The organism is Halorhabdus tiamatea SARL4B (assembly GCF_000470655.1).
Classification (GTDB): Archaea; Halobacteriota; Halobacteria; order Halobacteriales; family Haloarculaceae; genus Halorhabdus; species Halorhabdus tiamatea.
On record NC_021921.1, the window covers coordinates 33,893 to 58,661 of the forward strand.

General features: G+C 62.7%; 25 protein-coding genes, 1 tRNA gene and 1 other RNA gene. 14 read left to right on the plus strand and 13 right to left on the minus strand.

The window, feature by feature from the left end; genetic code table 11:
• Positions 1-113 precede the first annotated feature (113 nt).
• From HTIA_RS00165 to HTIA_RS00175, 3 genes are all read left to right on the plus strand, one after another.
• Positions 114-1,109, plus strand: coding sequence for a cation diffusion facilitator family transporter (locus HTIA_RS00165; RefSeq protein WP_020935875.1), 996 nt, complete (start codon positions 114-116; stop codon positions 1,107-1,109).
• Between the two features lie 121 nt (positions 1,110-1,230).
• A complete protein-coding gene (locus HTIA_RS00170) occupies positions 1,231-1,998 on the plus strand; it encodes an SDR family oxidoreductase (protein ID WP_008525259.1) in 768 nt (255 codons plus the stop codon).
• 85 nt (positions 1,999-2,083) lie between these two features.
• On the plus strand, positions 2,084-3,466 hold the full coding sequence (locus HTIA_RS00175) for a phosphoglucomutase/phosphomannomutase family protein (protein WP_008525257.1): 1,383 nt from the start codon (positions 2,084-2,086) through the stop codon (positions 3,464-3,466).
• 36 nt (positions 3,467-3,502) lie between these two features.
• Here HTIA_RS00175 and HTIA_RS00180 read toward each other — a convergent pair whose 3' ends face one another.
• Positions 3,503-3,952, minus strand: a complete 450-nt coding sequence (locus HTIA_RS00180; RefSeq protein ID WP_008525255.1) for a metal-dependent transcriptional regulator — start codon at positions 3,950-3,952, stop codon at positions 3,503-3,505.
• Positions 3,953-4,118: 166 nt separating this feature from the next.
• On the opposite strand from HTIA_RS00180, the gene HTIA_RS00185 reads away from it, so the two are divergent.
• A complete protein-coding gene (locus HTIA_RS00185; RefSeq protein ID WP_008525253.1) occupies positions 4,119-5,108 on the plus strand; it encodes a hypothetical protein in 990 nt (329 codons plus the stop codon).
• Positions 5,105-6,157, plus strand: coding sequence for a methionine synthase (locus HTIA_RS00190; protein WP_008525251.1), 1,053 nt, complete (start codon positions 5,105-5,107; stop codon positions 6,155-6,157). Before HTIA_RS00185 ends, HTIA_RS00190 begins: the two co-directional genes overlap by 4 nt.
• Positions 6,158-6,165: 8 nt before the next feature.
• Here the strand turns inward: HTIA_RS00190 and HTIA_RS00195 are convergent, their stop codons facing one another.
• Positions 6,166-6,639: an NUDIX hydrolase gene (locus tag HTIA_RS00195; protein WP_008525250.1), complete on the minus strand. Its 474-nt coding sequence runs from the start codon at positions 6,637-6,639 to the stop codon at positions 6,166-6,168.
• 76 nt (positions 6,640-6,715) lie between these two features.
• Entirely contained in the window at positions 6,716-7,687 is a 972-nt protein-coding gene (locus HTIA_RS00200) for a transcription initiation factor IIB (protein WP_008525247.1), read from the minus strand.
• Between the two features lie 169 nt (positions 7,688-7,856).
• Here HTIA_RS00200 and gatC point away from each other — a divergent pair, with 169 nt between their 5' ends.
• From gatC to HTIA_RS00215, 3 genes are all read left to right on the plus strand, one after another.
• The gene (gatC, locus tag HTIA_RS00205) at positions 7,857-8,135 is read left to right on the plus strand and encodes an Asp-tRNA(Asn)/Glu-tRNA(Gln) amidotransferase subunit GatC (RefSeq protein WP_008525245.1); all 279 of its coding nucleotides are present in this window, start codon (positions 7,857-7,859) and stop codon (positions 8,133-8,135) included.
• Positions 8,132-9,442, plus strand: a complete 1,311-nt coding sequence (gatA, locus tag HTIA_RS00210; RefSeq protein ID WP_008525244.1) for an Asp-tRNA(Asn)/Glu-tRNA(Gln) amidotransferase subunit GatA — start codon at positions 8,132-8,134, stop codon at positions 9,440-9,442. The genes gatC and gatA overlap by 4 nt, the downstream gene beginning before the upstream one ends.
• A 119-nt stretch (positions 9,443-9,561) precedes the next feature.
• Positions 9,562-10,197 (plus strand): COG1361 family protein, encoded by a 636-nt coding sequence (locus HTIA_RS00215; RefSeq protein WP_008525242.1) that lies wholly within the window; start codon positions 9,562-9,564, stop codon positions 10,195-10,197.
• A gap of 1 nt (position 10,198) precedes the next feature.
• Here the strand turns inward: HTIA_RS00215 and HTIA_RS00220 are convergent, their stop codons facing one another.
• Entirely contained in the window at positions 10,199-11,308 is a 1,110-nt protein-coding gene (locus tag HTIA_RS00220; protein ID WP_008525240.1) for a glycosyltransferase, read from the minus strand.
• A 122-nt stretch (positions 11,309-11,430) separates the two neighbouring features.
• Between HTIA_RS00220 and HTIA_RS00225 the strand changes: the two genes are divergently transcribed.
• From HTIA_RS00225 to HTIA_RS00235, 3 genes are all read left to right on the plus strand, one after another.
• The gene (locus HTIA_RS00225; protein WP_008525238.1) at positions 11,431-11,724 is read left to right on the plus strand and encodes a ribonuclease P protein component 4; all 294 of its coding nucleotides are present in this window, start codon (positions 11,431-11,433) and stop codon (positions 11,722-11,724) included.
• A 98-nt stretch (positions 11,725-11,822) separates the two neighbouring features.
• Positions 11,823-12,071: a YhbY family RNA-binding protein gene (locus HTIA_RS00230; protein ID WP_008525236.1), complete on the plus strand. Its 249-nt coding sequence runs from the start codon at positions 11,823-11,825 to the stop codon at positions 12,069-12,071.
• Positions 12,068-12,964, plus strand: coding sequence for a mechanosensitive ion channel family protein (locus tag HTIA_RS00235; RefSeq protein ID WP_008525234.1), 897 nt, complete (start codon positions 12,068-12,070; stop codon positions 12,962-12,964). The genes HTIA_RS00230 and HTIA_RS00235 overlap by 4 nt, the downstream gene beginning before the upstream one ends.
• A gap of 231 nt (positions 12,965-13,195) precedes the next feature.
• On the opposite strand, the gene ffs is transcribed toward HTIA_RS00235, so the two are convergent.
• Positions 13,196-13,508, minus strand: an RNA gene (gene ffs / locus HTIA_RS15550) — signal recognition particle sRNA.
• Positions 13,509-13,566: 58 nt separating this feature from the next.
• Positions 13,567-13,950 carry a DUF7548 family protein gene (locus HTIA_RS00240; protein WP_008525232.1) on the minus strand — a complete coding sequence of 128 codons (384 nt, stop codon included), beginning with the start codon at positions 13,948-13,950 and terminating at the stop codon, positions 13,567-13,569.
• Between the two features lie 89 nt (positions 13,951-14,039).
• On the opposite strand from HTIA_RS00240, the gene HTIA_RS00245 reads away from it, so the two are divergent.
• Positions 14,040-14,375 carry a DUF5798 family protein gene (locus HTIA_RS00245; protein WP_008525230.1) on the plus strand — a complete coding sequence of 112 codons (336 nt, stop codon included), beginning with the start codon at positions 14,040-14,042 and terminating at the stop codon, positions 14,373-14,375.
• A gap of 37 nt (positions 14,376-14,412) precedes the next feature.
• Here HTIA_RS00245 and HTIA_RS00250 read toward each other — a convergent pair whose 3' ends face one another.
• Entirely contained in the window at positions 14,413-14,826 is a 414-nt protein-coding gene (locus tag HTIA_RS00250) for a CoA-binding protein (protein ID WP_008525228.1), read from the minus strand.
• A 133-nt stretch (positions 14,827-14,959) separates the two neighbouring features.
• Here HTIA_RS00250 and HTIA_RS00255 point away from each other — a divergent pair.
• Positions 14,960-15,034 (plus strand) — tRNA-Arg (locus tag HTIA_RS00255).
• A 208-nt stretch (positions 15,035-15,242) separates the two neighbouring features.
• Here HTIA_RS00255 and HTIA_RS00260 read toward each other — a convergent pair.
• The 4 genes from HTIA_RS00260 to HTIA_RS00275 form a co-directional block, all read right to left on the minus strand.
• Complete coding sequence (locus HTIA_RS00260; protein WP_198408532.1) at positions 15,243-15,776, minus strand: hypothetical protein; 534 nt, start codon at positions 15,774-15,776, stop codon at positions 15,243-15,245.
• Positions 15,777-16,083: 307 nt separating this feature from the next.
• On the minus strand, positions 16,084-17,814 hold the full coding sequence (locus HTIA_RS00265; protein ID WP_008525225.1) for a hypothetical protein: 1,731 nt from the start codon (positions 17,812-17,814) through the stop codon (positions 16,084-16,086).
• 182 nt (positions 17,815-17,996) lie between these two features.
• Complete coding sequence (locus HTIA_RS00270) at positions 17,997-20,078, minus strand: AAA family ATPase (protein ID WP_008525223.1); 2,082 nt, start codon at positions 20,076-20,078, stop codon at positions 17,997-17,999.
• Complete coding sequence (locus HTIA_RS00275) at positions 20,078-21,271, minus strand: hypothetical protein (RefSeq protein ID WP_008525221.1); 1,194 nt, start codon at positions 21,269-21,271, stop codon at positions 20,078-20,080. The genes HTIA_RS00270 and HTIA_RS00275 overlap by 1 nt, the downstream gene beginning before the upstream one ends.
• 320 nt (positions 21,272-21,591) lie before the next feature.
• Here HTIA_RS00275 and HTIA_RS00280 point away from each other — a divergent pair, with 320 nt between their 5' ends.
• Positions 21,592-22,308 (plus strand): hypothetical protein, encoded by a 717-nt coding sequence (locus HTIA_RS00280; RefSeq protein WP_008525220.1) that lies wholly within the window; start codon positions 21,592-21,594, stop codon positions 22,306-22,308.
• Between the two features lie 38 nt (positions 22,309-22,346).
• Here the strand turns inward: HTIA_RS00280 and HTIA_RS00285 are convergent, their stop codons facing one another.
• Positions 22,347-22,787, minus strand: coding sequence for a cyclin family protein (locus HTIA_RS00285; protein WP_008525218.1), 441 nt, complete (start codon positions 22,785-22,787; stop codon positions 22,347-22,349).
• A 589-nt stretch (positions 22,788-23,376) separates the two neighbouring features.
• Entirely contained in the window at positions 23,377-24,741 is a 1,365-nt protein-coding gene (locus tag HTIA_RS00290; protein ID WP_008525216.1) for a hypothetical protein, read from the minus strand.
• Between the last annotated feature and the right edge of the window lie 28 nt (positions 24,742-24,769).

Here is a 24,769-nt window from a genome sequence, read left to right on the forward strand (position 1 = left end):
ACTGTTCCTCGTTCCTTATAGATATCGACCAGATCACTGAGGGCTGCTGGCCACTGTCAGGACCGACTCCCAACACGAAGTCACTTTAGGGACGGCTCACCAACTCAGCGGCGATGACCCGCCGCCGGACGCTCCGTCGCGTCGGCCTGTTGCTGTTCGGAGCGAACGTGATTCTCTTTCTCGCGAAAGGCGTCGTCGCCCTCGAGACGGGCAGTCTCGCCGTCCAGTCCGAGGCGATCAACAGTCTCGCCGACTCCGTCTATTCGCTGGTGATCGTCGGCGGGCTCTACCTCACCACCCAGCCGCCGGACTTCGAGCACCCCCACGGCCACGAGCGGATCGAGCCGTTCGTCTCGCTGTTCGTCGCCGCCGGCATCTTCGTCGCCGGCGGGGCGGTGATCTATCAATCCGGGACGGCGCTGCTCGCTGGGGACGTCACGGCGCTTCAGAGCCCGGCTGCGATCGGGGTCCTCGTCGTCTCGATCGGTGCGAAGCTCGCGCTGTATCGGTACTGTCTGGCCGTCGGACGCGCCCGGAACTCACCCGCGCTGGTCGCGACCGCCATGGACAACCGCAACGACGTGCTGACCGCCGGGGCCGCCCTCGTCGGCGTCGTCGGCGCAGCGCTGGGGGCACCGATCCTCGACCCGCTGGCCGCCCTCGTGGTCGCCGTTGGCATCCTTCACACCGGCGTCGACGTCGTCAGGGACAACGTCAACTACCTCGTCGGGGCAGCCCCGCCCGAGGAACTTCGCGAGGAGATACTCAAGACGGCGCTCGCACACCCTGACGTCGAGGGTGCACACGACGTCATCGCCCACTACGTCGGCCCGGAGATCGACGTGAGCCTCCACGTCGAAATCGAGGGCCACCGGACGCTCCGGGAGGCCCACGACATCGAGTCGGCGGTCGTCGAGTCTGTCGGCGACCTCGACGAAGTCGACGACGTTTTCGTCCACGTCGACCCTCGAGAACTCGGTGAATGGAAAGACGACCCTATCGTCGACCGATACGCGGGGACCGGTCACGACACCGCCGGTCCAGCCGAGACTGAGACCGACGCCCAAGACGAGACTGCGGCTGACTCGACTCGTACCGACGACACCTGACCGGACACCTTCGGCGACGGTTGATCTATATTCTTCTTCAAAAAGCGGATTTCGAAACCCAATCGTCGACAAACGGCCAAACATTCATTAGTAATTCTCCCGAAGGTCGAACTGTCGTACTATGGCCCTACTAGAGAACGACGTCGCAGTCGTCACCGGCGGATCGAGCGGCATCGGCCGAAACATCTGTGAGACCTTCGCCTCGGAGGGCGCGTCGATCGTGGTCGCCGACATCCGGGAGGAACCCCGGAGCGGCGGCACGCCGACCCACGAACTCGTCGCCGCGGAGTACGGCGTCGACGCGACGTTCGTCGAGTGTGACGTCTCCGAGAAGGCAGATCTGGAGTCGGCTGCCGAAGCCGCCGAGGATCTCGGTGGACTCGACGTGTGGGTCAACAACGCCGGCATCTTCCGCGGCGAAGAGTTCACCGAGGTCACCGAAGACGAACTCGATCAGATGCTCGATATCAACGTCAAAGGCACGTACTTCGGGGCCCAGGTCGCCATCGAGGCGATGGTCGAGAACGGCGGTGGCAGTCTGATCAACCTCTCGAGCGTGGCTGGACTCGAAGGGTCGGGCGACTTCGTCTCCTACTGCACGTCGAAGGGCGGCGTCCGGCTGATGACCTACTCGCTCGCGGACAAGTACGGCCCGGAAGGCGTCCGGGTCAACGCGATCCACCCCGGTGTGATCGAGACGGAGATGGTGACCGACGACGTGCCGATCATCGGCGGTGAGGGCGAGGAGGCCTTCCGTCAGCAGGTCCCGCTGCGTCGTTTCGGCGTACCCCAGGACATCGGGAGCGCCGCGCTCTTCCTCGCCAGCGACATGAGCAGCTACGTCAACGGCGAGTCCCTCGTCGTCGACGGCGGCCAGACCAACACCTGATTCAGTCCCTTCGCCTCAGTCACGGCCCGCATCGACACCAACGACGGACCAGCCGTTTTTTACCGGCCCCGGAAGAGCTAGACACATGGACGAACCGATCGAGTTCGGAACGGATGGCTGGCGGGCAGAGCTTTCGGAGTTTACGACGCCGCGTGTCCGTATGGTCGCACAGGGAATCGCCGACTATCTCAGAGAGGAAGCCGATCACGCCGGCGATACCGTCGCCGTCGGCTACGACGCCCGCGAGACCTCCCCCGGGTTCGCGGCCGACGTCACGGAGGTGCTGACGTCCAACGGGTTCAACGTCCTGCTCGCCGATCGGGACTGTCCGACCCCGATCACGGCCTGGACGATCAAGAACCGGGGGCTTGCAGGGGCCGTCGCGATCACTGCCTCACACAATCCGCCGGAGTACAACGGCATCAAATTCATCCCCGACGACGGCGCGCCCGCGCTTCCAGCGGTGACCGAGGCCATCGAATCGCACCTGCGCGAACCCGATCCACTCCCACCGGAGGAACACGGCGTCCACCGGGAGGACGACTTCGTCGAACCGTACTTCGAGAACGCCATCGTGATGGTCGACGCCCACCTCACGGACCTGACTGTCGTCTACGACGGGATGCACGGCAGCGGTCGCGGCGTGACCGACGAACTCCTGGAACTGGCGAAAGCGACGGTCCACCGTCGGCGGTGTGACTACGACCCGACCTTCGGCGGAACGCCGCCCGAACCGTCGGCCGAGAACCTCGAAGGGCTCGTCGAGGCCGTCGAGGAACACGATGCCGACATCGGGATCGCCAACGACGGCGACGCCGACCGCATCGCCGTGGTCACGCCCGAACGCGGGTTCCTGAACGAGAACCTGTTTTTCGCCGCGCTGTACGACTATCTCCTCGAATTCAACGACGGGCCGGCAGTTCGGTCGGTTTCGACGACATTCCTGATCGACCGCATCGCCGAGGCCCACGGCGAAGCAGTCTACGAGACCCCGGTCGGGTTCAAGTGGATCGCCCAGGCGATGGGCGAACACGACGCCCTGATCGGCGGCGAGGAGAGCGGCGGCTTCTCGATCCGGGACCACGTCCGCGAGAAAGACGGTGTGTTGATGGCGCTGCTGGCAGCCGTCATGACGGCCGAACGGCCGATCGACGACCGGATCGACGATATTCTGGACACCTACGGCGAGATCTACCAGGACCGCCGGAGCATCGACTGCCCGGATGATCGCAAGGAACCCGTCGTCGCCGACCTCTCGACACAGCTCCCCGACAGCGTCGCGGGCCTCGACGTCGAGGACGTCAACGACGTCGACGGGTTCAAGATCCTGCTCGAGGACGGCTCCTGGCTGCTCGTCCGACCGAGCGGGACGGAGCCGAAACTCCGCGTGTACGCGGAATCGAGCAGCCAGGAACGGATCGAAACGCTGCTGGATGCGGGTGTCGACCTGGTCGAACCGCTCGTCTGAGACGCTGCAGACGCAGAGCAGTCGAATAGGACTCTGTCACTCGTTCTCGACGTCGAGATGTCGACAGTGCTTTGCCTCGGGGTCGTAGCAGTCCGGACACTCGGGGCGGCGCTCCACGTATCGGGTCAACCGGGTGGCGACGTCGTCGCTGAGGGCGTGCTCGAGCCGACACGCCTCGTCGTGAAATCCTTCGGTCACGTCCAGTCCCTCGACGAGGAACCGCTCGATGAGACAGTGTTTCGCGAGGAGATCGCGAGCCTGCTCGGTCCCTTCCTCGGTGAGTTCTGCGCCCCGTCGTTTCTTGTATTCGAGCAGCCCCTGGTCCTGCAGTCGCGAGAGCATCTGGGTCACGCTCGGTGGCGAGACGTCGAGTCGGTCGGCGATGGCCCCCGTCCGCGCCGGGTCGCCGTCCCGCGAGAGGAGGTAGATCTCCTTGAGATACATCTCCACACTCTCGCTCGTGGCGGATTCGCTGTGATGGCTCACGGTGACAACAGGTATCGGACCGACCAAGAAATACTCACCGCTCCGAACAGTCCGGCCCAACTCCCGCCGACGGCTCCGTCGGGACACCCGCCCACACCGAGATATTACTCAGGCGCATTTCTACGAATAGGAAATATTAAGCCTCGTCATTTCTTACGCCGGGGTAATGACACAGGTGGTAGCAACCACGACCGGACTGTATCCCCTGCCGGACTGGGCGAAAGACGATCTCGCAGAGCTGAAAGGGCACCAGCGCAGCGATCTCATCGACGGCTCGGAAGGCGAGGCGGTCGTCTCCGCCTACGAGACTGCGCGTGAGGAGGTCGTCGACGTCCAACAGGCCGCCGGACTCGACCGGATCGTCGAGGGGCAGTTGCGGTGGGACGACATGATCGCCCATCCCCTCGCCGTCCACGACGCCGTCGAGACCCGTGGGATCGTCCGGTATTACGACAACAACAACTTCTATCGAGAGCCAGTCGTCGAAGGCGAACTCACGCCCGACGGCGACGTCGGCGCGGAACTCGACGCCGCGGCCGAATTCGTCGACGATGGCCTTCAGGCCGTTCTCCCCGGCCCGTACTCGCTTGCCGACCTCGCTACAGACGACTACTACGGCGACGAGGATGCTTTCCTCAACGCTATCGCGGACTTTCTCGCCGCGGAGACCGACGCGTTCCCCGAGGTCGAGACGCTGTTCCTCCTCGAACCGTCGCTCGTGACCGACTCGCCGGCTGACGGCGGCGAACGTGCCAGCGAGGCGATCGACACTGTCGCCGAGGCGGCCGACGCTGACGTCGTCGTCCAGACGTACTGGGGCGCACTCGAGGAGAAAGTCTACGCGTATCTGCTCGACGCCGGGATCGACGCCGTCGGCTACGACCTCGTCTCCGATCACGAGCAGGCGATCTACAACAGCAACGAGTACGGCACGACCGACGACGTAGCACTTGGGCTGGTCGACGGCCAGAACACGCTCGTCGAGACGCCTGCAGAGATCCGCGAGCGCATCGAGTGGTTCCTCGAGCAGACGACCAACGACTTCGAGACGGTGTACGCGACGCCGAACACCGAACTGTTCTACCTGCCGGTCAACAAGTTCGAGGCCAAACTCGAATCGCTTGCCGAGGCGGCGACCGAGGAGGTGAACCTATGAGCGATACACGCGAACAGTTCCGACCGACGGATCACGACACCGACCACTTCCTGCTGACGACCGTCGTCGGCTCCTATCCGAAACCGGAGTGGCACGATCACGCCCGCGACCTGCACGAAGCCGAAGACACTGGATTCGACGACGAGGACTGGGAAGAGGCCAAAGACGACGCCTCACGGCTCATCACCCGGGAACACGAACGCGCGGGGATGGACGTCGTCACCGACGGCGAGATGCGGCGCAACGAGATGGTCGAGTACTTCGCCCACCGGATCGACGGCTACGAGTTCAACGGCCGCGTGAAGGTCTGGGGACACAACTACTTCGACAAGCCAAGCGTCGTCGACCCCGTCGAGTACGGCGAGTCCTGGCTCGTCGAGGAGTTCGAGTTCATCGACGAGGTCGCTGACGCGCCGGTGAAAGTTCCGATCACCGGACCCTATACCCTCGCGTCCTGGAGTTTCAACGAGGCCTACGACTCTGAGGCCGAACTCGCCTACGACCTCGCGGACCTCGTCAACGAGGAGATTGAGGCCTTGGTCGAGGCCGGGGCCCGGTACATCCAGATCGACGAACCCGCCCTGGCGACGACGCCCGACGACCACGCCATCGTGGGAGAAGCGCTTGAACACATCGTTGAAGACGTACCCGACGACGTTCGCCTCGGACTACACGTCTGTTACGGTGACTACTCCCGGATCTACCCTGAGATTCTGGATTTCCCCGTCGAGGAGTTCGACCTCGAACTCGCCAACGGTGACTTCGAACAGATCGACGTGTTCAAAGAACCCGAATTCACCAAGGACCTCGCGCTCGGCGTCGTCGACGTCCACGACGCCGAGGTCGAGTCCGTCGAAGAGATCAAAGACAACATCAAGAAGGGCCTGGAGGTCGTCCCGCCCGAGCGACTGACTGTCTCGCCCGACTGCGGACTGAAGCTCCTCCCGCGAGAGGTCGCCTACGAGAAGATGGACAACCTCACGACCGCCGCACGCGAGGTCGAGGCCGAACTCGACGCCGGCGAGATCGACGTGCCGGCCAGCGAATAACGACTCACTCAGTCTTTCTCGAACGCTTCGATCGCCCGCTCCCCGATTTCGATGACGTCACGCGGAAGTCGGTCGCTCGCCGCTTGGAGGTCGGCCGGCGAGAACCACTCCCAGGCGTCGGCGGGCGCTTCGCCGTCCGCGGGATCGAGTTCTCGACCCTCCAGTTCGCCGTAGAAGATGAAATCGACGTGCTGGTGACCGACTTGGCCATCGTGGACGTTGATGTCTTCGAGCAAGAAGTGCTGGGGCTGTGGGATACTCTCGACCGTCGACGATGAGATGTTCTCTTGTGGTGCAAAAAGATCGACGTCGAGGCCGAGTTCCTCTCTCGTCTCTCGTTTCGCTGCGACGTGGGGGAGTTCGTCGCGGTCGATGTGACCGCCGGGCGGGAGCCACATGTCCAATTTCTCGTGGTCGTGTAGTGCCGTCTCGCCGTCGTGGACGACGTACACCGTCGCGACGAAATGACGCGTCGTCTCCATGGGCCCCCTCGGGAACGGCCCGGAGTTGAACCTGCCGAAACTGGCGAATTGCGAAAAGCTGACTCTCTGACCGCCCTCAGGCCGTCCGGATGTCCTGCTTTGCTTCCAAGAGTTCGTGATACCGGTTGCGGATTGTGACCTCGGAGATGTTCGCGACCTCGCTGACCTCGTTCTGGGTCACTTTCTCGTTTGCCAGCAGCGAGGCGGCGTAGATCGCCGCAGCGGCGAGGCCGACCGGGCTCTTTCCTGAGTGGACGCCCTCCCGCTTTGCGTTCTCGAGCAGGTCGCGGGCGTGGCGTTCGGCTTCCTCGCTCAGATCGAGGTCTGAGGCGAACCGCGGGACGTAACTCGTCGGATCGGCCGGCTTGACTTCGAGGTTGAGCTCGCGGACGACGTAGCGGTACGTCCGGGCGACCTCGTCTTTCTCGACGCGGGAGACGTTGTCAATCTCGTCTAAGCTACGGGGATTGCCGGCCTGGCGGGCGGCCGCATACAGCGATGCGGTCGAGACACCTTCGATGGAGCGCCCCGGCAGGAGGTTCTCGTCGAGTGCTCGCCGGTAGATGACGCTTGCAGTCTCACGGACGTTCTCGGGGAGTCCCAGCGCCGAGGCCATCCGGTCGATCTCGCCTAAGGCCTGCTTGAGGTTGCGTTCCTTCGAATCGCGCGTGCGGAAACGCTCGTTCCAGGTCCGGAGGCGCTGCATCTTCTCGCGCTGACGGCTGGACAGCGAGTTTCCGTAGGCGTCCTTGTTCTGCCAGCCGATGTTCGTCGAGAGGCCCTTGTCGTGCATCATGTTCGTCGTCGGTGCACCGACACGGGACTTCTGGTCTTTCTCCTTGGCGTCGAAGGCGCGCCATTCCGGACCCGGATCGATCTCGTCCTCCTCGACGACGAGCCCACACTCCGCACAGACGGTCTCTCCGCGTTCCGAGTCCGTTACCAGGTCGCCACCACACTCCGGACAGACGTGGGTCTCTGTCTCTTCCTCGGTGGTAGTCTCTCGCTGATTCGTTCGCTCGTGGCTTCTGAGGGTGGTATCTGACATTGGTTGCTGACGTGACGGGCACGGTGCCCGAAGAACACTGTCACTCGACGTATGGTATTTTCCCGGAGAACTTAAATTCTTTGGTCGGCCAAAACCTCGCGTTCGTGGAAGCAAAAACCGTGCCGGGGGGTTTCGAAACCCTTAGTGGCAATCCCACACGAGTACGGCCATGAGCGAATCGGCCGTCGACCCCGACGAGGTCGCACACGTCGCGGAACTCGCGAGGGTGAATTTAGATCCCGGCGAGCGCGAGCGCTTCACCGAGCAGTTCGCCGACATCCTCGCCTCGTTCGAGACGCTCGACGAGGTTCCCGAAGTCGACCCCGAAACCGAGTTGACCAACGTCATGCGTCCCGACGAGGTCGAGGCGAGTCTCGGCCAGGACGAAGCACTCGAGAACGCCCCGGAAAGCGAGGACGGGTTCTTCAAGGGCCCACGCGTCTCATGAGCTACAACGTCTACATCACCGAGGCGACGATCGACGGAGCGGGGGACGAAGACAGCCCACTCGCGGGCCGAACGGTCGCCGTCAAGGACAATATTTCGACCGAGGGGGTCCGTACGACCGCTGGCTCGGCCATGCTCGACGAGTACGTTCCCCCCTACGACGCCACCGTGGTCGAGCGTCTGAAGGATGCCGGTGCGACGATTCCCGGCAAGACCAACATGGACGAGTTCGGGATGGGGACGACCACGGAGACCTCCGCCTTCGGCCCGACCGAGAACCCCGCCGCCGAGGGGCGCGTTCCCGGCGGGTCATCCGGTGGCTCCGCGGCCGCCGTCGCCGCCGGCGAGGCCGACCTCGCGCTCGGCAGCGACACCGGTGGCTCGGTTCGGTGTCCGGCCGCGTTCACGGGCACGGTCGGCATCAAACCGACCTACGGGCTGGTCTCGCGGTACGGCCTGATCGCCTACGCCAACTCTCTTGAGCAGATCGGGCCGATCGCTCCCACGGTCGCGGAGGCAGCAGAACTACTCGAAATCATCGCCGCCCCGGACGAAAACGACGCCACGACGCGTGCCGCACACGAGGAGATCGGCGGGCCGGAGCCTGACGATATGCGCGAGTACGCCTTCGCGGACGCCGCGGACGGCGACGTCGACGGGCTGGAGATCGGGATCCCCACGGAACTGCTCGACGGTGCCGACGCGGACATCGTCGAGACGTTCTGGGACGCCATCGACGACCTGGAATCACAGGGCGCGAGCTATCACGAGGTCGACCTGCCCTCCGTCGAACACGCCGTCGAGGCCTACTACGTCATCGCGATGAGCGAGGCGTCCTCGAACCTCGCGCGCTTCGACGGCGTCCGGTACGGTCCGACACCCGACTACGAGGGCAACTGGAACGAGGAGTACGCGAAGGTTCGGGAGGAGGGCTTCGGCGAGGAGGTCAAGCGCCGGATTTTGCTCGGTACCTACGCGCTCTCGGCCGGCTACCACGACAAGTACTACAAGAAGGCCCAGGACGCCCGCGCGTGGGTCAAACAGGACTTCGATTCGGCCCTTTCCGAGGCGGACGTCCTGGCCTCGCCGACGATGCCTGTCCCGCCGATGGAGCGCGGCGAGAGCTTGGACGATCCGCTCACGATGTACCTCGCCGACGCCAACACGACGCCGGTCAACCTCGCGAACCTGCCCGCCATCTCAGTGCCCGCGGGCGAGACGAGCGACGGCCTGCCGGTCGGTCTCCAGTTCATCGGCTCCGCCTTCGGCGAGCGGAAAATCATTCGAGCCGGCAGTGCGCTGGCGTAGCACACAGAGAGTCCAGGCTGGGACAGGGTTCCGGTGAACGCCGTTGCTGAGGGGTCTGGCGGCACTCGTTCTCACGGACTGGCACAAAGCATTTACCGGACGAATATAGATCTAGTGATATGAACCGCCGATCAGTCATCGTCGGTGGCTTGACCAGCCTGGCTGCCGTTGGCGGCATCGGGACGGCAGTCCTGGGTTCAGAGGCCAGCGAGGAGGGGAAACGGCCGGACGAACAAAACGGAACAGTCACGCCGACGGGCGACGCGTCGGCCGGTGGCCAGCCGGCCACACCGACGCGGACGCCGGCGGATCGTGTTGCACCTGCACAGGAGTCGGAGTCAGCAGGTGAAGCGAATCAAACGGACACGGCCGAGTCAGATCGGAGCAACGCCGGTGGGTCGATCTGTCTCAACCCGGGCGAATCCAGGGATGGGACGCTGACAGTGGCTGTCACCGAATCGTCGTTCGTTTCGGCCGGGACGAATTTCGTCACTGAGAACATTGAGGCGAGGGTGACGGAAATCGACCCGTCGCCGAACGCGACACTGGAGTCGGACCCGCCCATTTGGAGTTGGAGCCAGGACGCGACGGTCTCGATTTCGTATACTGTGTCCGTCAGCGACGATATCGAGCCGGGCACCTACACCGTCCCGGTGTCCATCAAGGACGAGCTATCCCTGGAGGGGGATTCGCCTGAGCGTCGAGCTGACGTCCACATTGTCGTCAGGTCACCTGACGCGGACTGTCACCCGTAACTCACAGCACACCCCGATAGACATCCTCCAGCGTGTCGACGGCGTTCTCCATGCTGATCTCGTCCCGGTGGTCGAGACACTGCTCGCCGTGTGCCTCGCGTTCGTCGAGGACGCGCTCTATCGTCCGCTGGAAGGCCTCGACGTCCCCCTGCGGGTAGGTGTAGCCGGTGACGCCGTCCTCGATAGTGACTGAGAGCGCGCCGCTGTCGACGCCGGCGACGGGCGTCCCGCAGGCGTTGGCCTCCAGGGCGACCAGTCCCTGGGTCTCGACCGGGCTCGGGAACGCGAAGGCGTCTATGACGGAGTAAAACGCGGGTAACTCCTCGCGGGGGAGAAACCCGAGGAATCGCACGTCGACGTCGGCCGCGGCGGCCCGGGATTCGAGGTCCTCGCGTGCGGGGCCGTCACCGCCGAAGACGACCGTCACGTCCATCCCGTCGGTGGCGGCGACGATGTCCGGGAGACACTTCTCGTAGCCGTGGCGACCGGTGTACCCGACGACCGGGCGATCCTCGGGCAAGTCGTACCGCTCCCGAAAGTCGGCCGTCTCGACGGGCTGGAATCGCTCGATGTCGACGCCGTTCGAGACGACCTCGACGGGCGTCGAGACGCCGACCTCCTCCCGGACGTGCTCGCGTGTCCGCTCGCTCGGCGTCACGACGACGTCGGCGCGATCGAAGAACCACCGCTCGTAACTCCGTGCAGTCTTGCGGATCGTTCGCTCGACTCGGTCACCCAGTGAGACGTACGCGGCGTACTCACTGGTCGGGGTGTGATAGGAGGCGACCAGCGGAAGGTCCTGTGAGCGAGCGAGACGCATCGCGCTCATGCCGAGCCCAAAGGGCGTGTGGGCGTGGACGATGTCCATCTCCCCGATCTCCGCAGGCACTCGCGGGACGCCGACTCTGAACCCTTCGTAGAACGGGAACGGCAGGCTTTGGACGGGGAACTCACGCTCGTCAGGTTCGTAGTCGTCGGCAGCGGGGTAGACGATCGGCATGTCGCCACCTCGACGGTGCCAGGCGTCCCGCCAGGACTGGACCGTGTAGGTGACGCCGTTGACCGTCGGGAGGTAGGTGTCGGTGAACGCGGCGACGGACGGCAGACTCATCGTTGTCTCCGGTTCGGCGACGAGTGATTAATGCGTTGTGACTCGGTTCGGGGGACCGACATCTCCCTGCTCCCGGATTCGGATCGACATCCCTAACCGCTGCTCCCTGCTATTCTCGCTCAATGAGTGAGGAGGTGGCCATCGCCGAAGAGCGGATCGAGCGGTTGGCCGAGAGCGCGCGGACGGCTGCGCGTGCCGGCGATGCAGACCGAGCAAAGGCGTACGTTCGTCGGACACGACGGATCGCCGAGCGTCATCGGCTGTCGCTCCCGAAGCCCTTCGAGCGGTTCACCTGTAACGCCTGTGACGCCTATTTGCTCCCGGGCCACAATGCCCGCGTTCGCACGAGCGACGGCCACGTCGTGATCACGTGTGACTGTGGGTCTCATGCTCGGTATCCCTACGACGACCAGTAGCGGTCGACGTACTCGCCAGCCTATCGGTGCCTTCCGGTCGGTACCACTCGCCGCCTCAGTGCCGAAGCTTCAAACGGAGTGGGGACCAACGAAGGGGTATGAGCGAGGTTACACCGGACAATGCGATGCACGACTTGGACGTGACAGTCTGGGTCGGCAAGAACGGTCTCGAGGCCGTCGTCGACGAGCTGAACGATCAATTACACGAGCGGGGGCTCGTGAAGGTCAAGTTCCTCCGTGCGGCCCGTTCGGAGGGCGAACCCGCCGCACTCGCCGAGGAGCTTGCTGACCGAACGAACGCATCGGTCGTCGATACACGCGGTCATACGACAGTGCTGAAACGATGAGTGAAATCGCATTCACTCCGATGGCTGGCTTCGTCAGTGACCTGCTCGCCGAACAGAGCGTCCCCTATGCCGAACCCATCGGTTCGGCACTCACTTTCGTCATCGTGCTCGCTACGGTGTATCTCCTCGGTCGGGCGACGATTCAGCCACTCGTCCGCCGTGGGCTCCGGGCTCGCGGCGTCGACAAGCACGCGTCGGTACCCCTGCTGAAACTGACGCGTGGTATACTCGTTTTCGTCGCCGTCGCCGTCGCCTTTCAGATGGCCGGGTTCGGCAATTTCCTCACGTCACTGGCGACGATCGCCGCCGCTGCCACACTCGCGATCGGGTTCGCCATGCAGGACGTCATCGCGAACTTCGTCGCCGGCGTGTTCATCTTCACCGACAAACCCTTCCGGATCGGTGACTGGATCGAGTGGGACGGCCATAGCGGCGTCGTCGAGGACATCAGTCTCCGGGTGACGCGTATCCGAACCTTCGACAACGAACTGTTGACCGTTCCCAACTCCAACCTGACCAGCGGCGTCATCAAGAATCCCGTCGCGAAAGAACAGCTCCGGATGAAGTTCACCTTCGGCATCGGCTACGACGACGATGTCGACGAGGCGACCGAGATTATCCTCGAAGAGGCCACTGCCCACGACGAGATCCTCGACGATCCAGAGCCCTCCGTCCGACTCGTCGAACTCGGCGACTCCTCAGTCGGTCTGCAGTCTCGGATCTGGATCGACAACCCCAGTCGCGCGGACTTCGTGAAGACCCGCGCCGAATACGTCCAGGCGGTCAAGGAACGCTTCGACGAGGCCGACATCAACATTCCGTACCCCAACCGCACCATCGGCGGCGAACTCGCCGTCGAGGGCGGTGGGCTGGCCGAATCGGCTGAGAGGTAAACAGCGCCATTCGGGGACGAAATTCTGGAGCGATTCTTCTCAGAGGTGAGATCATTCAGGCCGTATCGTGATCACTGTTAAGCAGCATCCTGTTCGATTCGACACGCGGCCTCTCCGAATTCGCCGCGACGCGGCGAATTCGGCTTTTTGATCCAGCTTTTTGGCGGGGGTTGAGCCGCGAGCAGTTGCTCGCGGCGATGCCTCCGCGAAAAAGGTGGTGTGGTATGAATGGAGTGGACGCCCGGGATGGCCCGGCGTTCGAGCGCGGGGAATCCCGCGTGCCTCCTCCACCCCGCGACCCTGCGAGCGGCAGGTGTCTGGGGGTCCGCTGCTCGCTTCCGCGCCTGGCGGGCTGCCCCCGGTTAACGACACCGGCACGCCCCTGCAGGCGATTCAGCGTCGACCGCTACCCCCGCAGGACGAGGCTTCGACGTTGGCTAACGGGGCCCGCGCCCGTCTGCACGGACGCCCCCGGGGTTCGGCCCCCGCTGAAGACCATAGTGCGGGGTGAGAGCGGGGCCTAACCGCCCGGCCTAGTCCAGTTCACTGTACCTCATTAACCCATAAGGGCCTTTCGGCTCGTCGTCTCGACGGGGCGACGGTCAGAAGATGTCTAGTGCATACGCGTACCACGCCGCGACGATCGGGATCGACACAGCGGTCCCCGCGAGTGCGTATCGGTGGAGCCAGGTGATCGAAAGGACATCCGTCCGGGCAGTCATCAGCCAGACGACGACGATCACCGCAATCAGGAGTCCGAGTGCGAGTGCAACGCCGGCGGAACGTGCTGGATCAGTGCGTTCTTCCCGGCCCGCGGCGAGTACGATGATCGTGACGAGTGCGAACAGCCCACCGAAAAGCGGGTTCAACGCTCCCGATGTGTAGTAGGTACTCACCGATCCAGCACTGAACGGAAACGACAGTGCGGCCAGAAACGCCAGACACGCGAGGATCCCGACGGCTGGAACGAGACGCGTTCGGTCCATGTCCGCACGTCCGGCCGCCGGTGTCTTAATGGCGACGTTCGTTGAGTCGCACCGAAAGGCGCACAAATGCCGAGTCACAATTGCTCGTCATGGGATTTGGCGATACGGCGAAGAAACTCCAGAAAGTCACCAGTGCGGCAGAGGATCTCTACGAGAAGATGAACCAGCTCCGTGGGCAGGTCCAGTCACTCCGTGAGGAGGTCGCGACCACGAGCGAGCAAGTCGACGAGATCGAGACCGACCTCGCCGAGCAGCGCGCGCTGCTCGAAGCACTCGCCGAGAACGAGGGAATCGACGTCGAGACGGTGATCGCGGACGCCCATATCGAAGCGGTCGAGAGCGATGACGTGCCAACCGACGGAGCAGGCCAACGGCAGTCAGAAGACGCCGAGACGGAGCCTGGATCCGCTGCTGGTGAGTCTTGAGAGAGTTACTCCAGAAGGGCAGATTGCGTCCGGGCAGTCACCCGAGCAGTCGCTGGTGCTCGACTTTCATACACCGGTCCTGAACAAATTGTCGGCCCGCTTTTTCGGCTTGCTCCGCGCTCTCGTCGTGAGTGATACCCTCCTGAAGCCAGATCGCCGCATCGTCGTCACGGTCGAGCGCTGCCTCGACGATTTCAGGGACTTCCTCGCTCGGACGGAACACGTCGACGACGTCGATTTTGTCGGGGACGTCCGACAGCGAGTCGTACGCATCACGGTCGAAGATATTCTCGGCGAAGGGGTTGACCGGGATCACGTCGTAGCTCGCTTCGAGCAGGTACTTCGGGATGTCGTGGGCGGCTTTGCCGGGTGTCGATGAGCAGCCGACGACGGCGATTGTATCGCTCGTTTCGAGGAGCTGTACGATTGTCTCGTCGTCTGTGATCGGCATAGCTCAGTTACGGGCATGGTATGGATAAGCGTAACGTCCACCGTAGTGTCCCGGGAGTCAGCGCAAGAGGATAGAGACATTTTTTAGAGTGGGTGCGTTTTGGGGTAATGCGAAGGGTCGGCCACGGCGACGTGGGCGCTTAGCTCAGCCTGGACAGAGTACTTGGCTTCGGACCAAGCTGTCGGGGGTTCAAATCCCTCAGCGCCCATGTGAAAACAACTTGCTGAGGAGTCGCAAGAAGGCAGTAACCTCCATTTAAGCGTTCGCGTCGTTTCTCCCAGCATCTCAAGTCACCATCATTCCCGTCCCGGCGCAGTCACCGGATTCCGCGAATACAAACTCGGGACTTGGATATAAAACCAGCGCCCACCCGGACTTGAGGGTCCGACCGCGCGCGTCCCGTCCAGTGTCGTCAGTCACGCGCGAGCGAACGCCGACCGTAACGACAACTGCGCCGCATCACCCGTCGAAGACCCGAACACGTCCAACGAGAACTGCTCCGAATCCCCGTCCGAATCACTCGAATCCCCCGTGTCGCTGGTAAGCAGTAACGACGACTCAACCACATCAACCACATCCCCTTCAACCGGATTCACCGACGCCGCGCGCGGAGAACACCGTTCAACCATGCGCGTCGCCACGCCCGCGTACTCGATGCCAGGTGACATCACCAACAGATCCGGGGACGGGACCGCGCGCATCACCACGGAATCCGGGTCACGTAGCGTGTCACGGTCCGCCGCAACGAACGCGCCCGGATACCCGTCCGGTTCCGACACGCCAACACCAACCAGTTGAACGTTGAGTCCAAGGTCTTCCCGGAGCACACGCACGTCGTTAGTAACCGCGTCACCGGGGAACAACTCAACCACGTACAGGTCCGCGTCCGGGTCAGCTGCGAACGCCTCCACCTCCGCGCGGCCGATCGGCGACGGCGCGGTCTCCGCCAACGTACTCAACACCGACCGTTCCCACGACGACCCGCCCGTCTCATACCGCTGCTGCGCCGTCTCAGGCTTCGTTCGAGACGCCATCACGTGCGTATTCGGCCCACCGGACGGGTTCGGAACTCGTTCCACAGGACCGCGCGCGCCAGCATACCGCCCCGGCTTGAACTTCGATAACGTCGATAACGGCAGCGGTGTATCTCGGAGCATCCAAGGACCCGCGTCATGCCGCGGAATCCCCATCACGTCCGTCCAATTCGCCCGTACCCACTGTTTCAATGCCATTGTGTTAGTAACCCTCTGAATCGTGTTACTGCCCGCCCGACCACTCGCTCGCACCGCCAGACGCACCCGTGCTGGGCGTGTCGTTGGTAGTCGCTTCTACCGTGAGATCCGCTTCTTCGAACGCGTCGTACGACTCTCCCTCACCGGTCACGTCGTCGGGAACCTCCGGGACCGTGACACCGTCGTCGTCGGCCACTGGGTCTCCGCGCCCGCCGGTCGAGTCCGCGTCACCATCGAACTCGTCCGGAAGCACCATGTCACCCGTCTCCGGTCCCGTGTCCGTGTTACTGTCAGCTGCAGTGTTACTGTCAGTGTCGTCGGGAAGGTCCGTCACGTCACGCGCGTCTTCCACGGACATGTCGTCAAACACCGCCTGCGCCGTGCCGTACGTCCTATCCGTCACGGCGTGCGAATCCGCCGACACGCCCAGCACGTCCTCGATGATAGCGTGCAAGGCGAGAGTCGGCGCATCAGCTTCCGGCGTCACTGCACCGGCTTCACGCGCCTCAATAGACGCTACGAGGCACGCATCCGGGTTCTCCCACGGATTCGTCCCTGCGTCCTTGTACTCCCCGAGCACGTCCATGTACAGGTCCGCCGTGTCACCCGACTCCACGTACTCCGGGACGTCGAACCCGAGGTCTCGCAAGTGGTCAAGACACCGGTGAGCGTCACGCCCGGTCACATCCCCAGGCTCCGCGCCGTCATGGTTCAGGATACGCAGGTCAATCGCCGCCATGATGAGCGGCCCGCCATGCCCTGAGTCCTGGCCTTTGTCCTTCCACACGTCCTCCGTGACGAAGTTCGCCGTCCCGCCGTCAGACGACGTTCCCCACGTTGGGAGGAACGCTCGGAACTCTGTCCCGGCCGGGTCGGACCAGGACTGCACGATCGTCGCGTCAGCCACATCCCGCGCATCCAGGTTGTTCACAGCGGTGAACACGTCTTCCATGTCCGTCACAACGTCCGCATCCACGGTCGCGTCCGCGTCACCGCGCGTCAACTCCTGAACGTCCTGCGTGGTGTTCTTCCGCGGGTCCGTGGTCTTCCCGTGAGCGTCCAGAATCGGTCGAAGGGCGGTCTCGTCCGCCGCGTTCACTTCGACCGGTGTCCCGGGAACGTGCCACCCGGTCAGCACGGAGTTGTGCTTCGTCGGGTAAATCTCGATCTGCGGGAGGTCACCGTCGTCGTTCTCGCCCCACGCTTCATCGTCTAACTGCAGCACCGGTTCCTTCTTCGCTACCGCCGGCAGGGCACCGGTGTACACGGCGTGAATACCGCTCCCGGATTTGGACACCTCGCACCATGTCGCGCCGAGTGTAGCGAGGAACGCTTTGAACGCCGGGTGAACGTCACCGGTCTCCGGACACCGGACATCGTCACCATCGATGAAGAGAAGCCCGTCGTCTTCTGCGAAGATGTACGCTCGGTGCTCGATTTCCCCGGTCGGGATTACTAAGTCTACCTTGTCACCGGTCCGGTAGTGCCCTTCATGCGACCACTTGTACCGCCCGTCACACGTGCAGCACGGGTCGTCACACCGGTCAGCTGGGCAGTCATCGTCAATGCATTCGACCGGCGGGTCTCGCGTCCCCCACGGTGCGAACGGGTACTTTACACCTTCTTGCGCGCCCATCCACCGCTCGTTCTCGGTGAGCTCGTCCGGGTACGCTCGCCCCTCAGGATCGGTGAATCCGACGTTGGTGAACGCGCCGAATCGCGCTTTTTGTTCGTCTGTGGTTGAGTCTGCTACCATCGTACATGGTATTACCACCCCGTGCCTAATAAACGTTTGCCGTTACACAACTCCGGGTAACACTATCAAAACCATACTCAAAACCCCGCCGCCCGGCACGGCATTAGTAACCAGAATCACTCGTGTCACGCACCCCGGAACAGACCAGGGAACCACGACCACGAGAACGCCGCAGACGCCCGTCAGTCCGCCGCCGTTCCCTCACCGGGCCCGTCACCCTCACGACGTGCGCGTCGTCGTTCACGCGCCGCAGCAGCCGCCTTCGGTTCCAAATCGTCCGGGACCATCCCTTCAAAGTCGTCGCACGTCATGTCGAACGCATCCCGAACGATGTGCAGCCCGGTCGTCGCCCGCGTCAGAGCGACATACCACGTCCGCGATTCGTTCTCTGCCTGTCGTTCATCCTCACGGATACCGTCCCGAACGCGGCCGGTCACGCCCGTATAGACAACGGCGTGTTCTGCTTCGTCGCCTTTCGCGGCGTGCATCGTCCAGAGACGCGTTTCCACGTCACCCGGTTTCTCGGGAAGGTCGTCACCGTACCGTTCCCACGCGCGCTGCATGGCCGTCACGTCACGATCCCGATTCCCGGTGAACCCGGCGTGTTCGTTCACGTACACCAGGTTCTCGATGGACTCCTTTCCTTGCCCGTAGACCGCCCACCAGTCCCGTGACACCATGTCCGCGAGCACCGGCATTGGAACGAGAGACGACGTGTTCGGCATTATCTCTCGCTCGTTCACCCGTGACAGTGCGTCCGACCGCGACCCGTCCAAATACCCCTCGTCCGTGTGCTTGAGGAGCACCCGCGCCTGCCGCGGCGTCAACCGAACATCCGACGTTTCAGGCGTCTTCACCGCCCCGTCACGCTCACCGTCACGGCCGTACTCGTCACCGTCACCCACGACAGACACCTGCTGCGCCGGCCGGACATCCCGGACAGCACGCAACGAGTGCATAACGTGCAGCCGCCGCGCCCAGTTCCCCGCCACGTCTTCCTGCGACTGGTACACGACACCACCAGCATCCAAGCACGCACCGACACCGTCCGCGAGCATCTGAGTCCGCGCCATATGCATCATATCCGCCCCGTACTCCTCGTGCAGCCGGAGCGGGGACTGACTCGCAGTCTCTGGGAACATCCGCCACCCGTCCTGGTCGTCGTACTCCATCGACCCCGGCGTGGTGTGCCGGTACAAGTCACCTTCACCCGCCGTCTCCAACTCTGGCGGAGTCCGGTGCCGGGATAAGATCCTCGCGGCGGCTTCGAAGTGCTCGTCCGGCACCCGGTGGCTCTTCGGGAGTTTCACCGGTTTCAAGTCGGTGCCCACGCGGTCGTTCAGCCCGGTGAATATCTCCGGTGACGCACCGCTGAACGCGTTACACACCTGATCCGGGTCACCAGCCGCGACCGCCGTCCCGGCCGCATCAATCCACTGCTCGAACAGTTTCACCATTAACGGGTACGCGTCGTGGAGCTCGTCAATCACCACGAACTCGTCACCCGGCAACCCGGCCGCGAGCCCGATTTCTAACTGTTCATAGAAGTCGTGACAGTCGTGTTCTCGCTTCCACGACTCCCACGCCTCCACCGCTACGTCGAACGACGCGCTCTGACCCCACTTGTCGTGGAAATCCTGCAGTCGCCGGAACGCGATCGTGTTCGACCGGACCGTCCCGAGGAGTTCGTCGTCAGTGATGTACCTCCACGTCCCGACATCCAGCAGATTCTGCTTCGCGTACGTGTACACCGCGTGGAACACTTCCCACTGCGAATCCCGCCCGTTCACACCGTTCTTGTACTCGATTCCGTGCTCGTCACAGAACGCGCGCGCTGCCTTCCCGTCAACCATCCCGGCGTGAGTCGGGGAATCCTCGTCAATGTGACCTAAGAAATCGGTGACACGCGTAGCGACCGCGTGCGCCGTCCCCCAGTACTCGTACGCGTCTTCTATACCGTCTGCGAACGGGAACACTTCCCAGTCCATCGCTCGCTCCGTGATGCTCACCGCGAGCTCCGTTCGGTACGTCACCACGGTCACGTCGCGCGGGCTCACGTCGTCGTGAGCGTCCACGTACCCCGCGACACGCGCGAGGGACTCCGTCGTCTTCCCCGACCCGGGCGGCCCCCAGAGAAGGACTGAGTCGTCCACGGCCGCGGTGTCTAACCCGTGAACGTACCCGTTCTGCAGGTCCGCGTCCAGGTTCCGGTACACGCCCTGCGAGACGACGTCCTCGAACGCTGTCTCACTAACTCGGGGCATTACTCGTCACCCCCGAACGTGGTCGTGCCGCCGTCCGCAGCCGCTTTCCCGGCGGATGCGAACGTATCAGCTTCCTCAATCGACTGCACGATTCGCGGCATCTCAACCGCCGACGCCTTCAACCGCCACCACCGAATACCGTCCTTCGCTACCGAGCACCCCATCCCGCTGATTTCGTCGGTCGTGACACCGCGAGCGTCCAGTTCCCGAACGAGTTTCTCACGGTTCGTCGCGTAGTCCTCGCAGGCTGCGTCCACCATGCTCGTGGGAACCCAGACTTCGTCGTGGTCTTCGTTGTAGTGCACCGCGCCGTCAGCAGCGTCAACGACTGACTGCCGGTCGTGCGCCGCACGACCGTTCTCGATGGAGGTCTGCAGGTCTTCCCACGCATCTGTCCGCGGGCCTGCCGGCGGTTCCGCCATGCCTTCACCTTTGTCGTCTTCCAAGTCCACAATCACGTTGTTCCACGACAGACCCCACGGTCGTTCCTCGGGACCGAGTGACAGTTTCCGGTACTGTTCCTCCGCCCAGTCGTCTTCGGACGGGTTCCCGGAAATGTCTTCACGGGCCTGAGCGGACGCGTACTCCTCATGCACTTTGACGGGAGCGGCGGTTGAGATCCGGTCGTAGAATTCCTTCTCGTCCCGATGGTCGTTGTTTTCGAATTCAACACTGGTACCGTCGCTGAAGTTGAATTCGAACGTGTACTCGGACACGTGGTCCCGGTTCGTCAGTTCCACTACACGTTCTAACCGGTTCTCGATGTATTCGTCTAACCCGACGCCGTAGTCGAGCGTGTATGCAGACCCGGTTTCTGCGAGTTCTTCGACTTTCTCTTCTGCTTGTTCGCGTTCTACTTCACCGATGTGCGGTTCAATCGCACCGAGGATGCGGTCTCCACCGCCGATGAATTGGATGTTCTTACCGATTTCCCGTGCACGAAGGTCCGCGCGGTCTTTGACGTCCACGGCGGCGTTGTGCTGCGTGGCGATCGCGGCGAGGGCTTCACCGGCTGCAGCGAGTTCTGGACCGGATTCGGTCATGGAACTGGATTCCAGTTGCGTTTGGAGGAGTTCCATGACTGCGTCGGTTTCCTCGGTCGGGCGGTCGGTGGTTTGGTTAGCTGCTTTCTTGTACAGATTCGGACTGTCGTCGTCTTCAGTTTCGATCGTGTAAGTGTACTCGCTTGGCATTACTGTTCACCTGCGATTCCTGCGTTCTCGGCGGCGTGCGCCGGAGTTTCCGGTGTTTTTAAGTCGGTGCGTGTCGTACGGTCATACGAGGTTGGACGGGTCATGGTTTGATTCTCGTCCCCTCGCCGCCGGCGCGACCTGGCAGGGTTCTCCGGCGGCGATTTTGCGACGGTATCTACGTTCTCCGTCAGGGGTTACTCCATACTTTGGTCCCGGGGGTAATAAACGTTTGCTGAGGTACAACGCCGGAAAACACCATCGAGAACCCGGCATCAAACACTAACCATTAAGGGGTAAGACAACGTTGGTAACATAATACCATGACCCCCGAAACCACCGAAGCAACCCTCGAACCCCTCGTCATGCCCACAGACGCCAAAATCCTCACTGGCCTCCAACACGGCACACGAGAAACACCAACCAACCTCGCAGCACAACTCGAAGACACCAGCCAAAACTACACCGCCAACCGCCTCCGCAAACTCGAACTCCGAGGCTACACCCACAGCCCAGGCCCCGCCGACCGCAGCGGCATGTACGAAATCACCACGTGGGGCCGCTACGCCACCGCGCACATCGAGAAACACAACAGATCCTACGACGAACTCTTCCACCGACTCGTCACCCGAGCGTGCGGTGCACAACCCACACCAGAACACGCCTACCCCGACAACATCCCCGAAGAAGACCGTGAAACCCAACCCGCACCCGACCCGTGCGCAGAGACAGACACTACTCTCGTCCAACTCTACAGGCACGTCTACGACGGTCTCAAAACCCTCCACGACATTGATGGCGTCACTATCCCCACAGATTTCCGCGAACGACTCCCACCCACCGACGATGGTAACATGGCGAGCGCCGGCGACGCCGCAGACACCCTGTACACCCTCCACTTCCACGGGTTCGCCGAACGGCGTGACGACATGGAAGCCTACAGTATCACTGACGACGGCCGGCAGTTGGTAAAACAAGACCCGGACCCGTCAACCCTACAGCACGGCGTCCCGCGCGACGAACTCCTCCCCAGTAATTAGTAACCACACACGCGCGTGTGTCCTCCGTCTCAGAACACCTACTCCTCACCAAACGCGGACGCGTCCGGAAGCTCAGGAATACCGCCCCCTCCCGCCAAGTGACTGAGCCTATCCCACGCCGCTCGCGTCTCAACGTTGGTATCACAAACCACCGCAACATCCACCGAATCCTCCGTCACCGCACGCTCCGCCATGTCATGCATCCATGAGCGTATCGAGACGGCCGTTGTACCGGTCGCATCCGCCACGGTGTCCTGCGACACTCCCGTACCAGTGAGCGCCACGCACGCGGCGTACAACGCCGCGCCAGCGAGCGCCGACCGGCGCGCGCCAGCGAACTCACCAGCGGGGAACGTCGTGTCTAAGATGTCTTCTGCGAGCCCGATCGCTCGTGGCGGGATATCGGGAGCAGCTGCAGGGGTTGGTAAGTACTGTTTCGGGTCGAGGTGTTCCGGTGGAACGGTTGTGTCTGTGCTCATATCCACACGTACGTCCCCTACCGGGATAACTTACAGATACGTTATGCGGTGAGTGTTCGTGTGGTGGTGACCGGGCGGTTCGGCCTCTACTATAATACGGGTTCTCAGAATCTAAGCCGAACAAGGGGGTGAGGGTTTATGTGTCTTTAAGTGTGTTCTACTATCACCCCCCATTTAATAGTATATAAACCCTCACCCCCTTATCGAATAGAATCCTGAGAACCCGTAGTATACAGTACGAAAAATCACGTCGGTAGTAACCCACTATGAGACAGAACGCTCGATAGGGAACAGCAACCGTCACACCGGCCGTTAGGCACCGCTGGGCAGTGAACGTGTTACGCAAACCGTTCACCACGACTGCCAGGGTTCGTTCTGTCAGTAAGATACCCAGAATATAAGTGACCAGTCGGGATGCGTCGACGTGCCGCCGTGACCGGCGCGGCGGTCTCACAGAGAGAGTGATGCCGGGAGTGTGTTCCTCCCGGCAACCCCTGACGGGGCAGTGGTTGTGGTGGTCGTGGTGGGCCACCACCCCGCCGCAAAACGACAGTCAGTCAGGCGTTATAAGCCTCTTCGTTTTCCGTTGTCACTCGTCTCGCGGGACTCGTGCTGCAGCGGCGAGGTTGTTCCCGTCCGGGAGTCGCACGAACGCTGGGACGTTGTCTCCACCGACGATCTCTGTGTCAGCTGCATCCGCGGCGTTCTCAAGGAACTCGATGTACTCGTCCTCGAATTTTGCCGTGTCGCCGTTTTCCGTCTCAACTAACGCGTAACCTTCTGCGTCACCGCGGTCCTCGCTTTTCGTGATATTAGTAACGCGCGATAAGTCTGTACTGTCACTGACGCTGTCACGCATTTCCCCACCGTCGTCTATACCGAATACGTTCGATGCACCCGACCACCGCGTATTAGAATCGGCGTCACGCCGGTCCATCAACCCGAGGAGCCGCCCGATCGTGTCACCGGTGTGGTCTTGGTCTGCTTCGGGGACAGTGCTGGCGATTCCGGTCGGGATGTCGTTGTCCAGTGAGTCCATCCCGTCCATAGTATCCGTGTCTACGAGTTCCTGCTGGCGTTCGGAGAGGTCGTGCAGGTCCTCGATGGCCATGACATCGTCGCTCGGGTGGATGTCAGCGGCTGTTTTCCCGCCGATGTACGGAATGTCGGTGAGCGGTGTCCGTCCGGGGTCGTCACCGCTCGCGGGGACGTCGGACGGGAGTGCGAATCCGAGCGTGTCAGGGTCTGTTACGGACTGTTTGATGTCGTGAATGGTTTCTTCACCGACGACATCGGCCCAGTCTTTCATGATGCGTTCTTGTGCAGCTGCTTCGTTGGTAGGATAGTCGCCGTACTCTGCGAGGTCGTTAGCGGCGTCGTACATGTCCTCGGTGTGCTCCGAGACAGCGTGTTCCAACAGGTCAGCGTTCAGGTCGGTGTTCTCGGTGAGCCACACGTCGTCCACGTCCAGGCTGATCATCGGGTCTTGGTGTTCGTTCTCCGGGTCGGTGAGTGTAAGATCGAACGGTCGGAACCCGAGCTGTTCTTCGATGTAGTCAGCTTGTTCGCGCGTGACTTCGGCGTTGAGGTCGGGCGTGAACCCGTTGATATCCTCGATTGCGGTTTCAAGCCGGTTGTCGTCGGTTACTTCTTTGACGGCTTGCAGGATGTCTTTCTCCCCGCTGAATTCTTCGATTGCGTCTGCGAGTTCGTCGGTGGTAGCTTCGCTGGCGACGGCTTGCAGTCCAGGGTCGTCCAGCGCTGCGGTGAGCGTGGTCCGGGGACCGTTCTCGTATTCCGTGTCCGGGTCGTACGAGTCTGGGACTTGCCCCGGTGTTTCGTCTACTGCACCGGCTGGGCCGAGGTACTTCCAGTGATGCTTCCCTCCGCTGTATTCGACGTGGTACAGGTACGGGCCTGCACCGTCGATGGTTTTCTTTACGATAGTTGCCATGCTACGCGTTGGTAGAACACGGGAGGGG